Annotated in this window: 14 protein-coding genes; 8 read left to right on the top strand and 6 right to left on the bottom strand. The window is 73.3% G+C overall.

Annotated elements, in window-relative coordinates; translation table 11 throughout:
* The first annotated feature begins 127 nt into the window (after nucleotides 1-127).
* On the top strand, nucleotides 128-724 hold the full coding sequence (locus BCL76_RS29290) for a histidine phosphatase family protein (protein ID WP_030771207.1): 597 nt from the start codon (nucleotides 128-130) through the stop codon (nucleotides 722-724).
* A 523-nt stretch (nucleotides 725-1,247) separates the two neighbouring features.
* Here BCL76_RS29290 and BCL76_RS29285 read toward each other — a convergent pair.
* Nucleotides 1,248-2,564 (bottom strand): transcriptional regulator, encoded by a 1,317-nt coding sequence (locus BCL76_RS29285; protein ID WP_109782385.1) that lies wholly within the window; start codon nucleotides 2,562-2,564, stop codon nucleotides 1,248-1,250.
* Between the two features lie 242 nt (nucleotides 2,565-2,806).
* Between BCL76_RS29285 and BCL76_RS29280 the strand changes: the two genes are divergently transcribed.
* Nucleotides 2,807-3,208 carry a hypothetical protein gene (locus tag BCL76_RS29280; RefSeq protein WP_109782514.1) on the top strand — a complete coding sequence of 134 codons (402 nt, stop codon included), beginning with the start codon at nucleotides 2,807-2,809 and terminating at the stop codon, nucleotides 3,206-3,208.
* Between the two features lie 45 nt (nucleotides 3,209-3,253).
* The gene (locus BCL76_RS29275; protein WP_109782513.1) at nucleotides 3,254-4,132 is read left to right on the top strand and encodes a spermidine synthase; all 879 of its coding nucleotides are present in this window, start codon (nucleotides 3,254-3,256) and stop codon (nucleotides 4,130-4,132) included.
* Between the two features lie 21 nt (nucleotides 4,133-4,153).
* Here BCL76_RS29275 and BCL76_RS29270 read toward each other — a convergent pair whose 3' ends face one another.
* A complete protein-coding gene (locus BCL76_RS29270; protein WP_181382780.1) occupies nucleotides 4,154-4,699 on the bottom strand; it encodes a hypothetical protein in 546 nt (181 codons plus the stop codon).
* A gap of 79 nt (nucleotides 4,700-4,778) precedes the next feature.
* Between BCL76_RS29270 and BCL76_RS29265 the strand changes: the two genes are divergently transcribed.
* The 5 genes from BCL76_RS29265 to BCL76_RS29250 all read left to right on the top strand — a co-directional run bounded on the left by BCL76_RS29265 (nucleotide 4,779) and on the right by BCL76_RS29250 (nucleotide 8,104).
* Nucleotides 4,779-5,468, top strand: a complete 690-nt coding sequence (locus BCL76_RS29265) for a response regulator transcription factor (RefSeq protein ID WP_030010722.1) — start codon at nucleotides 4,779-4,781, stop codon at nucleotides 5,466-5,468.
* A gap of 7 nt (nucleotides 5,469-5,475) precedes the next feature.
* The gene (locus BCL76_RS29260) at nucleotides 5,476-6,873 is read left to right on the top strand and encodes a sensor histidine kinase (RefSeq protein ID WP_030756896.1); all 1,398 of its coding nucleotides are present in this window, start codon (nucleotides 5,476-5,478) and stop codon (nucleotides 6,871-6,873) included.
* A gap of 36 nt (nucleotides 6,874-6,909) precedes the next feature.
* The gene (locus BCL76_RS39175) at nucleotides 6,910-7,074 is read left to right on the top strand and encodes a DUF5993 family protein (RefSeq protein WP_167745558.1); all 165 of its coding nucleotides are present in this window, start codon (nucleotides 6,910-6,912) and stop codon (nucleotides 7,072-7,074) included.
* Nucleotides 7,075-7,076: 2 nt separating this feature from the next.
* Nucleotides 7,077-7,730, top strand: a complete 654-nt coding sequence (locus BCL76_RS29255) for a disulfide bond formation protein B (RefSeq protein ID WP_258309960.1) — start codon at nucleotides 7,077-7,079, stop codon at nucleotides 7,728-7,730.
* An 80-nt stretch (nucleotides 7,731-7,810) separates the two neighbouring features.
* Nucleotides 7,811-8,104, top strand: a complete 294-nt coding sequence (locus BCL76_RS29250; RefSeq protein WP_109782383.1) for a DUF3303 family protein — start codon at nucleotides 7,811-7,813, stop codon at nucleotides 8,102-8,104.
* A gap of 167 nt (nucleotides 8,105-8,271) precedes the next feature.
* Here BCL76_RS29250 and BCL76_RS40535 read toward each other — a convergent pair whose 3' ends face one another.
* The 4 genes from BCL76_RS40535 to BCL76_RS29230 form a co-directional block, all read right to left on the bottom strand.
* On the bottom strand, nucleotides 8,272-8,406 hold the full coding sequence (locus BCL76_RS40535) for a hypothetical protein (RefSeq protein ID WP_375137977.1): 135 nt from the start codon (nucleotides 8,404-8,406) through the stop codon (nucleotides 8,272-8,274).
* Nucleotides 8,407-8,825: 419 nt separating this feature from the next.
* Nucleotides 8,826-10,295, bottom strand: a complete 1,470-nt coding sequence (locus BCL76_RS29240; protein WP_109782382.1) for a GH1 family beta-glucosidase — start codon at nucleotides 10,293-10,295, stop codon at nucleotides 8,826-8,828.
* Nucleotides 10,292-11,116 carry a carbohydrate ABC transporter permease gene (locus BCL76_RS29235; protein ID WP_109782381.1) on the bottom strand — a complete coding sequence of 275 codons (825 nt, stop codon included), beginning with the start codon at nucleotides 11,114-11,116 and terminating at the stop codon, nucleotides 10,292-10,294. Before BCL76_RS29235 ends, BCL76_RS29240 begins: the two co-directional genes overlap by 4 nt.
* On the bottom strand, nucleotides 11,113-12,108 hold the full coding sequence (locus tag BCL76_RS29230) for a carbohydrate ABC transporter permease (RefSeq protein WP_109782380.1): 996 nt from the start codon (nucleotides 12,106-12,108) through the stop codon (nucleotides 11,113-11,115). Before BCL76_RS29230 ends, BCL76_RS29235 begins: the two co-directional genes overlap by 4 nt.
* Between the last annotated feature and the right edge of the window lie 5 nt (nucleotides 12,109-12,113).

Genomic DNA, 12,113 nt, shown 5'->3' with positions numbered 1-12,113 from the left:
ATCCGCCACTGACAATCGTGGACCTACCGCGGAAACCGGTGGTGAGGGCGGGGGTACGGGCCGGGCGAGCTGCCGGGTGCCCGGCTGTTGGATGATGGAAGGACTCGACTCGACCGGGAGAATTCACATGGCCCCCCGCATCCTGCTGGCCCGCCACGGCCAGACGGCCTGGTCCCAGCTCGGCAAGCACACCGGACGCACGGACGTGCCGATGCTGGAGGAGGGCAAGCTGGGCGCGAAGCTGCTCGGCGAGCGGCTGGCGCGGGACCCCTGGCGGGGCCTGCCGGGCGTGGAGGTCCGCACCAGCCCGCTGGTGCGCGCGAGCGAGAGCTGCGACCTGGCTGGCTTCGGGGCGCGGGCCGAGCCGTGGGACGCGCTGATGGAGTGGGACTACGGCGAGTACGAGGGCATGACCCCGGCCGAGATCCAGGCGGTGCGGCCGGGCTGGCTGATCTGGCGGGACGGGGTCCCGGGCGGTGAGTCCGTGGCGGACGTCGCGGCGCGGGCGGACGAGGTCGTGGCGTGGGCGCGTGCGGCGGAACGCGACGTCCTGGTCTTCGCGCACGGCCACATCCTGCGCACGCTGGCCGCCCGCTGGCTCGGCTTCGAAGCCTCCTTCGGTGCCCGCATCCGCCTGGAGCCGACCTCCCTCTCGGTCCTGGGGTGGGCGTACGGCGCGCCGGCGCTGGAACGCTGGAACGACACCGGTCACTTGGACGTGTAGCCCCCGCGGTGCCCCTGCGGGGTTGCTCGGCGGTGTGCGGTACTGCTCGGGCTGCGCCCGGGCGGCCGCCTCAAGCGCCGGCGGGGCTGGGATGGCGGGTCGGTATGTCAGTGAGGGTCGGGGCGGGGGGCCGGGGTGGGGTGTCTCCTCGGCTCGCGCCTTACTGGTTTGTCTCGGTTGTGGGGCGGGGTTGTGCGCTCGTCCTGCGGGGACACCCCACCCCGTCCCCCCGCCCCTTGGGCCGTCGCTGTCGTAGCCCTGCCGTGGGGCGGGGACACGGAGGAGGGTCCCCGCAGGACGAGGCGCGACCATGGCCGTCTTGCCGTGACGAGGCAGCACGCGCCGAGCCGAGGAGATCCTCCTGCGGGGCCCCGGCCCACACCACCAGCCCCGCCGGCGTTTGAGGCGGCCGGCCGGGCGCAGCCCGAGCAGTACCGCACACCACCGAGCACCCCGCAGGGACACCGCCGAGCACCCCGCAGGGACACCGCCGAGCACCCCGCAGGGACACCACAGGGACCCGTCACACCCCTTGGCGGGTCAGGAACGTCGCTACCCGGGGGGAGCGTTGGTGGGGGATGAGGGTGGCGGCCGTTTCCGCCAGCATCGAGCGGATGCGGGTGGACTGGACCTCGGTCAGGAGGTCCAGTACGCGGCCCCCCGCCCACGCGGCCTCGTCCGGGGCCCCCGCACGGGCCAGGTCGCCGGCCAGTTCGGCGGTGTAGAGGGCCACGTTCCGGGCGAAGTGCGGGTCCTGGAGGTCGGCGGCGCGGCGGGCGTGCCGGGCCGCGCGGGCGTGCTCGCCCAGCGCCGACCAGCAGCGCGCCTCCAGGGACTCCAGTTCGGCCTGTCCGAAGAAGGACATCCACTCGGGGTCGGCGTCCGACTCGCCCCGCGCGAACTCCGTGTGCGCTCGGGCCAGCGCCTCCTCGCAGGCCTTGCGGTCGGCCAGTCCCGCCCAGCCGCCCGCCTCCCGTAGCGCGAGCAGGGACAGCAGTCGTGGGGAGCCGAGGGAGCGGGCGGCGCGGTGGCCCGCCTGGGCGGCGCGTACCGCTTCGCGGGAGCGGCCGCAGTCCCGGGCCAGGAAGGCCATGTTGCTGAAGGCGTGCGCCTCCAGGCCCGCGTCCCGCGCGACCCGGGCCGTGGCCAGGGCCTCGGCGTAGTGCGAGCGGGCGTCGTCGAAGCGGCCCGAGTCGTGGGCCAACCAGCCGACCGAGACGGCCAGTTCACCGGCGCCCGAGTGCAGCCGGTCCTCGGTGGACTGCCGGGTGGCTCCCGCGTCGAGCAGTGCGTAGGCGGTGCGCAGCGGTTCGGCGGCCCGCCGGTAGAGGGCGTCGGCGCCGTGCCGGTCGTCCAGCAGGCGGATCTGGCGTACCGCGTCCTCGACGGCGGCGGCTTCGGACTCGCCGGCGCGGGAGGGAAGCCGGCGGGTGTCGCCGAGCAGGGTGAGGCTGAGCGTCGCGGCCGCCACGGTCGCGGAGCCGCCCGCCATGAACGCGCGACGCAGCACGTCGCTCTCCTTGGCACTGGAAGGGGATCGGTGGAGGGGGAGGGAGAGGGGGGCGCGTCGGCCCGAGCGGCCGCGGACGGTCTCGCGGGGGGAGAAGCCCAGATCGGCCAGGGTGTGGCCGGGGAACATGTGGAGGAAGACCCGCTCGTAGGCGTAGTTGGGGCAGCGGATCTCGCCGGACTCGACCCGGCCGATGTAGCGCGCGTCGCAGGAAACCGTTTCTCCGATTTCCTTCGCGGCCCGGCGGACCAGGGCCGCGAACTCGGCCGGGGAGTGCTGCCCGCGCAGCTTCCGGAACGTGGAGTTGGGTGCGTGGGGGGACGCCGCCATGGACGTGACCTCTCTGGCAAGGAACGCAGCGCCGGTGCTGTGACTGGGGGTCCGGCGCGCATGAACGTACCGCCAGCGAGGGGGTGTTCATGCGATGTTTGGCTACAAAACGGATATCTCACCCGCGATCCGCCATGAACTGCCATCCTTTGCGGCGTCTTGCCACCGCACCCGTTGACGTTCCCGTGCGTTGAACCCATGCGGATACGGATCGAGGAGGGGTTCCCTTGGTGGAGGCCGGCATGGAGAGCACTGGTACGAATACCGCGTCCGAGCCCGGTGCGGCCGCGGACCTGGACCTGGTGACCGTTCCCGCCCGGCAGGGGCTGGAGGCGGTGGACATCATCCGCCGCGCGGCCAGCCAGGCCGGCGGGGTCGGGCCGGTCCTGCACGACGGGTCCGGCGACACCCTCGGCTTCCTCGTCCCGTCCGGCACGGCCGACGCGTGGGACCTGCCGGGCAGTGCGTGTACGCAGACCAACGGGCGCGGCGTGCGCTTCGGCGACGCCGCCTCGCCCACCGCGGGCGCCACCGGCTGGCTGCTGCCGCCGGAGGCCGTCGGGCCGGTCACGGATCCGGACGTGCTGCGTGCGGCGCTGGGGGAGGCGGCCCGGCTGATCGAGGCCGCGGACAACTGCCGCTGACTCCCGCGGGCCGGGTCGTGCGCCGCCGCCCGTCACAATGGGGTGGTGGCAGGCAAGGACAGGAACAAGGGCAAGCAGCGCGGCCGCGGCGGCGCCGAGGCGGTCGTCGGGCAGGTGGACGGCGGTCGGGCGGAGCTGGAGCCGGACCGGGAGCGGTCCGGCGCCTGGACCCTGCTGATCGACGGGGCCCCGCAGTCGCATGTGGACCTCGACGATCCCGGGTACCTGGACTTCGCGTACCAGCGGCGGATCGGCCACCTGATCGACCTCGTCGCGCCCGCCCGGCAGCCCTTGAACGTGGTGCACCTGGGCGGCGGAGCCTTCACCCTGGCCCGCTACACGGCCGCCTCCCGCCCCCGCTCCACCCAGCAGGTGGTGGAGATCGACGCCGCCCTGGTGGCCTTCGTACGGGAACACCTGCCGCTGGATCCGCAGGCGCGGGTCCGGGTCCGGGCGGTGGACGCGCGGGCGGGGCTGGCGAAGATCCCGGACGGCTGGGCGGACCTGGTGATCGCGGACGTGTTCAGCGGGGCGCGCACCCCGGCGCACCTGACGAGCACGGAGTTCCTGGACGACGTACGCCGGGCGCTGGCGCCCACCGGGTGGTACGTGGCCAATCTGGCGGACGGTCCGCCGCTGGCGCATCTGCGGAGCCAGATCGCGACGGCCGCGTCCCGGTTCACGGAGCTGGCGCTGGCCGCGGATCCGGTGGTGTGGCGGGGGAAACGGTTCGGCAACGCCGTCCTGGTGGCGGCGGACCGTGAGCTGCCCGTCGCGGAATTCACCCGCCGGGTCGCGAGCGACCCGCACCCCGGCCGGGTCGAGCACGGCCGGGCCCTCGCGGACTTCGCGGGCGGCGCGACCCCGGTGGCGGACGCCTCCGCGGTCGCCTCGCCGCAGCCGCCGCCCTCGGTCTTCCGCTAGACGGCCTGGCGTGTCCGTCCGTCAGGGGTCGAGGATCTCCACCTGCGGCGGGTGGTCGTGCCAGGTGCAGAAGACCGACACCTCACGGCCGTCCCGGGTGAAGGTGACCCGGATCCAGAAGTCCGTCTTCCACACCTGCATCCGCCACCCGGCCGCAGGCGTGGCCGAGACCAGCTCGGCGGAGGACGCGCCCAGGGAGAAGACGACCCGGCCGCCGGACACGGGATAGGCCTGTACCTTGCCCGCGTCCGCCCCTTGGCCCTCCGCCCGCTGGTACGGGTTCGGGGTGGCCGACGGCTTCGGGGACTTCCCCGGGGAGGCCTCGGCGGACGGCGACGCCTCCGGCGTGGGCGACCCGGAGGGCGACGGGGAGGAGGATTGCGAGGCGGACGGGGACGCCTGCGCGCCGTGTGTCGACGAGGACAGGGGATGCGTGGTCAGGGGCACCGCGAGCGGTGGATCGTAGGCGGTTCCCGACATGACGGTGTGCACGCCCCACCACGACAGCGTCACCGCCGCGCCGGTCGCCAGCATCCAGGCCATGGCATGGAGAAGTCCTCGTCGCATCAAGGCACATACTGCACCACCCGCCACAAGAGTGGCCCGACACCCCGCTGAGTCGCTCGGATGGACTACCGTGCGGGCCATGGCAAGTGTGCTCGTGGTCGAGGACGACCAGTTCGTACGTTCCGCCCTCATCCGGCACCTGACCGAGGCCTCGCACACCGTGCGGAGCGTCGGCACGGCCCTGGAGGCCCTGCGCGAGGTCGCGCACCACCGCTTCGACGTGGTCATCCTCGACCTCGGACTGCCCGACCTGGACGGGTCCGAGGCGCTCAAGATGCTGCGCGGCATCACCGACGTACCCGTGATCATCGCCACCGCGCGCGACGACGAGGCGGAGATCGTCCGGCTGCTCAACGACGGCGCCGACGACTACCTGACCAAACCCTTCTCCGTGGAGCACCTCTCCGCCCGGATGTCCGCCGTCCTGCGCCGCGCCCGGGCCGCCGCCGGGGCCGAGCCGCCCTCGCGCGTCCTGCGCGTCGGCGGCCTCGCCATCGACCCGCTGCGCCGCCAGGCCGAGCTGGACGGGGCCGTACTGGACCTCACCCGCCGGGAGTTCGACCTGCTGGCCTTCCTCGCCGGGCGGCCCGGGGTGGTCGTGGCCCGACGTGAACTGCTCGCCGAGGTCTGGCAGCAGTCGTACGGCGACGACCAGACGATCGACGTCCACCTGTCGTGGCTGCGCCGCAAACTCGGCGAGACCGCCGCCCGGCCGCGCTACCTGCACACGCTGCGGGGGGTCGGGGTCAAGCTGGAGCCGCCCCGGTGAGCGCGCGATGAGATGGGCGCTCGTCAAGGTGTGCCTCGCGGTCACGGCCATGGTGGTCGTGGCCTTCGCCGTCCCCCTCGGCCTCGTCGTCCAGGAGATGGCCAGCGACCGGGCCTTCTCCAACGCCGAGCGGCAGGCCGCCAGCATCGGGCCGACCCTCTCCATCACCACCGACCCCGTGCAGCTGCAGAAGGCCGTGGAGTCCACGCAGATGGGCGCCGCCCGGCGGATGGCCGTCCATGTGCCCGCCATCGGCGACAGCCCGCCGGTGGACATCGGCCGGGGCCGGGCCGGGGAACGCGCCGTCGCGGAGACCCGGCGGATGGGGCGGGCCACGACGGCCAAGGTCTCCGGCGGCGGCTCGGCGCTGCTCCAGCCGACCGCGCTCGGCTCCGGCGACATCGCCGTGGTGGAGATCTTCGTACCGGAGAGCGAGGTCAGCAACGGCGTCGCGACGGCCTGGCTGGTGCTCGCCGGCGTCGGCCTCGCCCTGATCGTGGGCTCGGTCGCGGTCGCCGACCGGCTCGGCGCCCGGCTGGTCCGGCCGGCCGAACGGCTCGCGGACGCCGCCCACCAGCTCGGCGAGGGCAGGCTCGGCGCTCGGGTACCCGAGGACGGGCCGAAGGAACTCCGCTCGGCGGCCGCCGCGTTCAACGCGATGGCGGACCAGGTCGTCGAGCTCCTCGCCAACGAGCGGGAACTGGCCGCCGACCTCTCGCACCGACTGCGGACCCCGCTGACCGTGCTGCGGCTCAACACCGCCTCGCTCGGCGACGGGCCGGCCGCCGAACAGACCCGGGCCGCCGTGGAGCAGCTGGAGCGAGAGGTCGACACCATCATCCGTACCGCGCGGGAACAGCGCCCGGCGACCGGCCCGGGATCCGGGGCGGGCGCGGGCTGCGACGCCTCCGAGGTGATCCGCGACCGGATGGACTTCTGGTCGGCGCTCGCGGAGGACGAGGGCCGCGAGGTGCGCCTCGCCGGCGTGGACCGTACGGTACGGATCCCCGTGGCGCGGCCCGAACTCGCCGCCGCCCTCGACGCCATGCTGGGCAACGTCTTCCGGCACACCCCCGAGGGCACCCCCTTCTCGGTGGACGTCCACGACGCCTCCGACGCGGTCATCGTGCTCGTCTCGGACGCCGGTCCCGGCATCGCCGACCCGGACGCGGCCCTGCGCCGCGGCAACGACGGCGGTCGCGACGGGTCGACGGGCCTCGGCCTGGACATCGTGCGGCGGGTCGCCGAGTCGACCGGCGGCGACGTACGGCTGGGGCGCTCGGTGCTCGGCGGGACCGAGGTCCGGGTCTGGATCGGCCTGGACGGCCGGACCCTCGGCGGCCCCGGCGCGGGGCGCGCCGGGCGCGGCCGACGCGGCAACCGACGTAACCGGGGGCGCGCCTAGCAGGCGTGATGTCGCCGTCTCGGTACGGTCCGCGGCATGGACACCCTCATCTTCGGCGGGCTCCTCGCCACGCTGGTCGCCCTGTACCGGGGCGCGTCCCGAACGGTCGTGCTCGGTGCGTGGTGGGCGGTGCTGATCGCCGTCACCCTGCTGACGGCTCACCACATCACCAGCGGTCTCGCGCTGAAGCTGAGCTACTGATCGTGGCCGCGACGATGCACAGCCTCGTGCCGGACGCCCCGCCGGAGAGCGGCCTGCTGGGCCGCGCCCAGTACTGGTTCGCCTGTTTCTTCGCCTTCGGCTGGACGTGCGTCGTCGTGGGCGGCCTCTACCACCAGTTCGGGCTGGGGCAGATCCCGTGCCCGCTGTGCGTCGCGCAGCGGATGTTCATGCTGCTGGCGGCCTTGGGCGCGGCGTACATCATCCGCGCGGCGCTGATCAGCGGCACGGTGACGGCCCGCGTCTACATGACCGGCTGGGGGATGTCCCTGGTCGCGGCGATCGGTGGCTCCTTCGCCTCCTGGCGGCAGACCACGCTGCACATCCTGCCGGGGGCCAAGGGGTACGGGAGCGAGGTGTTCGGCCTGCACCTGTACGTGTGGGCGTGGATCCTCTTCCAGCTCTCGGTGGTCGGTGTCGGCGTCGCCCTGGCCTTCGCCCATGTGACGGCCGACCGTGCCGTCCCGGCGGTCCGGCCGGGGGCGCTGCGCACGGCGGGCATGTGCGCGCTGTGGTTCCTGGGCATGGTCATCGGGGTGGAGCTGCTGGCGGTCTTCCTGGAGGAGGGCTTCCACTGGTTCCTCCCGGACGCCCCGAACCGGTACCGGTTCTTCTCCGACCTCGGATTCGTGGACTGACCGGACCGTCCGGACGGGGGCGCATATGTTGCCGCGCCCCCGGCCCGCGCGGAGGGTGGCCGTGACGGAAGGAGCCACGCATGAGAGTCATGCTCAGGGCGCACATGGACACGGTCGCGACCAACGACGGCATCAAGACCGGGGCCATGCCCCAGGCGATCAAGAAGCTGATGGAGAGGGTGAAGCCGGAGGCCGCCTACTTCGGCCTGCACGAGGGCGTGCGCTCCTGCTGGATGGTCTTCGACCTGCAGGACAGCGCGCAGATGCCGTCGCTGATGGAGGACCTGTTCCTGCAGTTCAATGCCGAGGTCGAGGTCGCTCCCGTGATGAACGCCGAGGAGCTGGCGAGGGGCCTGGCGGCCATGGGGACCTGACCGGCCTCACTGGACGCTGAAGCCGTGCGGGTGCGACGGGTCCTGGGGGCAGGCGAAGATGTTGAGCTTGCCGTGGTTCCCGACGACGACCCCGGTCGGGCTCATCGGTCCGTCCCCCAGCGGGATCCAGCTCCTCCCGTCCGCCTGCCACTCGGTCGTCGCGACGGTCAGCAGCAGCCGACCGCGCCGAGCGCGTGACCGCCGTCTCCCGGCGGCCGGCGCACATGCCCGACGGGGTCCGCCACCACCAGGGCGACCTGGCCGAGCCGCAGGGCCTCGGCCCCGCGCTCGAAGGGGCCCACGCGCTGTTCCTGCTCGTCGCCCCGCGCGGTTCGAGGACGCCGTCCGGCGCAGCGGCCTGGAATGGACGATCCTGCGCTCCGGCGGCCTCGACTCCAACGCCTACGCCTGGGCCGAGAGCATCCGTACGCAGCGCACGGCCGCCGCGCCCTTCGGCGACGTCGGGCTCCCGACCGTCGACCCGGCGGACGTCGCCGAGGTCGCGGCGGTCGTCCTGCGCGAGCCGGGCCACGCGGGCCGGACCTACGAGCTCACCGGACCCGCCCCGGTCACCCCGAGGGAGCGGCCCGCGACGCCCGGCACCGCACCCGGCCGCGTTGTCGGGGCGCCCGAGTACGTCCGGTACACGGGCGCCCCTCCGCCTTGCCGGGCACGGCACCGGACGCCGCGGGCTCGGCCGCCACGATCCGAAAGAGACGGCCTAGGCCCTCCGCTCCGCTTCGCCCAGGTCCAGGCCGGTCTCGTCCCCGTAGCTGAGGAAGCTCCCCTTCCTGGCCAGGCGGGCGTACCAGTGGGCGCTGGAACGCGGGGTGCGGGCCTGGGTCTCGTAGTCGACCTGCACGATGCCGAAGCGCTTGCTGTACCCGTAGGACCACTCGAAGTTGTCCATCAGCGACCAGAGGAAATAGCCCTCCACCGGGGCGCCGTCCGCCAAGGCGCGGTGGACGGACGCGAGGTGGGCCTCCAGGTAGCCGATGCGCTGCGGGTCGTGCAGGTCCGGGGCGTACGCCGCGCCGTTCTCGGTGACCAGCAGCGGCAGCCCGGGCGCCTCCTTCGTGAAGCGCATCAGCAGGTCGTACAGGCCGGTGGGGTCGATCGACCAGCCCATGTCGGTCTGCTCGCCCGGCGGTTGGTGGAAGGCGACCGACTCCGCCGCGGGCCAGGGGGAGTGCTCCGTCGCCCCGTGCCCGTCGGCGCGCGGTCCGCCCCCGTCGGGGGCGGCCGAGACCACCGCCGGGGTGTAGTAGTTCACCCCCAGGAAGTCCAGCGGCTGGTGGATCAGCGCCTCGTCGCCGTGGCGGACGAAGGACCAGTCCGTCACGGCGGCGGTGTCCGCGAGCAGGTCCTGCGGGTAGGCCCCGTGCAGCAGCGGGCCGGTGAAGACCCGGTTGGCCAGCGCGTCGATCCGGCGGGCCGCGTCCGCGTCGGCCGCCGAGCCGGTCAACGGCCTTACCGCGCTGGGGTTGAGCGCGATACCGGCCCTGGCCCGGGCCGGCAGGGTCGCCGCGGCCAGCCCGTGGGCCAGGTTGAGGTGGTGGGCGGCGCGCAGCGAGTCGGCGGGGGAGGTGCGGCCGGGGGCGTGCACCCCCGAGGCGTAGCCGAGGAAGGCGCTGCACCAGGGCTCGTTGAGGGTGGTCCAGAGCTCCACCCGGTCGCCCAGCACCGCCGCGACCTGCTCGGCGTAGCGGGCGAAGGCGTAGGCCGTCTCCCGCTCGGGCCAGCCGCCCGCGCTCTCCAGCTCCTGCGGCAGGTCCCAGTGGTACAGGGTCACGCAGGGCCGGATCCCGTACGACAGCAGCTCGTCGACCAGCGCGTCGTAGAAGCCGATCCCGCCGGCGAGGACGCGCGGCCAGGACACCGAGAACCGGTACGCGCCGAGCCCGAGCGAGGCCATCAGCCGGACGTCCTCCCGCCACAGCCGGTGGTGGTCGACGGCCACGTCGCCCGTGTCACCGCCGTGCACCTTGCCCGGCGTACGGCAGAAGGTGTCCCAGATGGACGGTCCGCGCAGGCTCGCCGCGCCCTCGATCTGGAAGGCCGCCGTGGCCGTCCCCCACAGGAACCCGTCGGGGAACCGCAGTTCCCGCCCGCCGGCGTCCGCGGTCGGGTCCGTACGCGTGGTTGTATTCGTATTCGTATTCGTATTCGTGCTCGTCGGGAGGTGGGTCATCCCTTCACCGCTCCTTGCATGATGCCGCCGACGATCTGCCGGCCGAAGACGAGGAACACCAGCAGCAGCGGGAGCGTGCCCAGCAGCGCGCCCGCCATGATCACCGACTGGTCGGGGATGTAACCCCGGCCCAGCCCGGTCAGGGCCACCTGCACCGTCGGGCTGCCGTTCTGCGTCAGCGCGACGATCGGCCAGAAGAAGTCGTTCCAGGCCATGACGAAGGTCAGCATCCCCAGCACGGCCATCGCGGGCCGGGCGGCGGGGAACACCACGTGCCACAGGACCCGCAACGAACTGGCCCCGTCCGTACGCGCCGCCTCCACCAGCTCCATCGGCAGCGCGTGCACCAGGTACTGGCGCATGAAGAACACCCCGAACGCACCCACCAGGGTCGGCAGGATCACCGCCTGGAGCCGGTCGGTCCAGGACAGCTTCGCGATCAGCATGTACAGCGGCACCACGCTCAGCTGCGGCGGGATCAGCATCGTCGCGATCACCATCGCCAGCAGCGGCCGGCTGCCGCGGAAGCGGAGCTTGGCGAAGGCGAACCCGGCGAGGGTGGAGAAGAACACGGTGCCCGCGGCGACCGTGCCCGCCACGATCACGGTGTTCAGCAGAGCCGTCCCCATGTTGGCGTCGGTCCACGCGACCTGCAGGTTGCGCCCCAGGTTCCCGCCGAACCAGAACGGCGGCGGGGTCTGCGCGAGGCGCGTGTTGCTGCGGGAGGCCGCGATCGCCGTCCACACGAGGGGGAAGAGCGAACCGGCCGTGAACAGGGCCAGCACCACGTACGTGAGCCGGCCCGCGCGCAGTGACCTCATGAGGAGCCCTTCCGTCCGCGCAGCAGCCGCGCCGCCCCGGCGATCAGCAGCAGGATCAGGAACATCGCCCACGCGATCGCCGAGGCCCGCCCGAGGTGCAGGTTCACCCAGCCCTGCTCGTACAGGTACAGCCCGAGCGTCTGGAACTGGTGGTCCGAGCCGCCCGTCGCGCCCGCCGCGCCGTTGAACAGCAGCGGCTCGCCGAACAGCTGGGTCGCCCCGATCGTCGACACCACACAGGTGAAGAAGATCGTCGGCCGCAGCGAGGGCACGGTGACGTGGAGGAACTGCTGGAAGCGCGAGGCCCCGTCCAGCGCGGCCGACTCGTACAGCTCGGCCGGTACGGCCTGCATGGCCGCCAGGTAGATCAGCGCGTTGTAGCCGGTCCACCGCCAGACCACGATGGTGGAGACCGCGAACTGGGGCGCGAAGGTGCCGTTCTGCCAGTCGACCGCGTCGAAACCGACCGCCGAGAGCGCCCAGTTGACCATCCCGTAGTCCCGCCCGAAGAGCAGGACGAAGACGAGCGTGGCCGCCGCCACCGAGGTCGCGTACGGGGTGAGCACCGCGACCCGGAAGAAGGTGGAGCCCCGCAACCGGTAGTTGAGCAGATGGGCCAGGCCCAGCGCGATCGCGAGCTGCGGCACCGTGGACAGCAGCCCGATGGTCACCGTGTTGCGCAGCGCGTTCCAGAAGAACTCGTCGTCCCACAGCCGGGTGAAGTTGCGCAGCCCCACCCACGTCATGCTGTCGGGATCGGTCAGCTCCACCTGGTGCAGCGCGGCCCAGCCCGTGTACAGCAGCGGGAACAGCCCGAAGGCGGCGAAGAAGAGGAAGAAGGGCGCCACGAAGGCGTACGGGCTCCAGCGCAGGTCCCAGCGGTAGCGGCGCGAACGCCACACCTGGCCCGGCCGGTTCCGGCCGCCCCCTTCCGCCGCCGGCCGCTCCGGGCCGACGGCGGAAGGGGACAGGACAGCGGTCTCGTCCGTCACCGGCG

It is taken from the genome of Streptomyces sp. CG 926, from assembly GCF_003148825.1.
Taxonomy (GTDB): Bacteria; Actinomycetota; Actinomycetes; order Streptomycetales; family Streptomycetaceae; genus Streptomyces.
The sequence above is the reverse complement of the archived record's forward strand: the minus strand, read 5'-3'. Positions and strand labels throughout refer to the sequence as shown.

Coding starts and splice junctions, on each gene's coding strand:
- BCL76_RS29290 (WP_030771207.1), top strand. CDS start 128: ATGGCCCCCCGCATCCTGCTGGCCCGCCACGGCCAGACGGCCTGGTCC.
- BCL76_RS29285 (WP_109782385.1), bottom strand. CDS start 2,564: ATGGCGGCGTCCCCCCACGCACCCAACTCCACGTTCCGGAAGCTGCGC.
- BCL76_RS29280 (WP_109782514.1), top strand. CDS start 2,807: ATGGAGAGCACTGGTACGAATACCGCGTCCGAGCCCGGTGCGGCCGCG.
- BCL76_RS29270 (WP_181382780.1), bottom strand. CDS start 4,699: ATGCGACGAGGACTTCTCCATGCCATGGCCTGGATGCTGGCGACCGGC.
- BCL76_RS29265 (WP_030010722.1), top strand. CDS start 4,779: ATGGCAAGTGTGCTCGTGGTCGAGGACGACCAGTTCGTACGTTCCGCC.
- BCL76_RS29260 (WP_030756896.1), top strand. CDS start 5,476: ATGAGATGGGCGCTCGTCAAGGTGTGCCTCGCGGTCACGGCCATGGTG.
- BCL76_RS39175 (WP_167745558.1), top strand. CDS start 6,910: ATGGACACCCTCATCTTCGGCGGGCTCCTCGCCACGCTGGTCGCCCTG.
- BCL76_RS29250 (WP_109782383.1), top strand. CDS start 7,811: ATGAGAGTCATGCTCAGGGCGCACATGGACACGGTCGCGACCAACGAC.
- BCL76_RS29240 (WP_109782382.1), bottom strand. CDS start 10,295: ATGACCCACCTCCCGACGAGCACGAATACGAATACGAATACGAATACA.
- BCL76_RS29235 (WP_109782381.1), bottom strand. CDS start 11,116: ATGAGGTCACTGCGCGCGGGCCGGCTCACGTACGTGGTGCTGGCCCTG.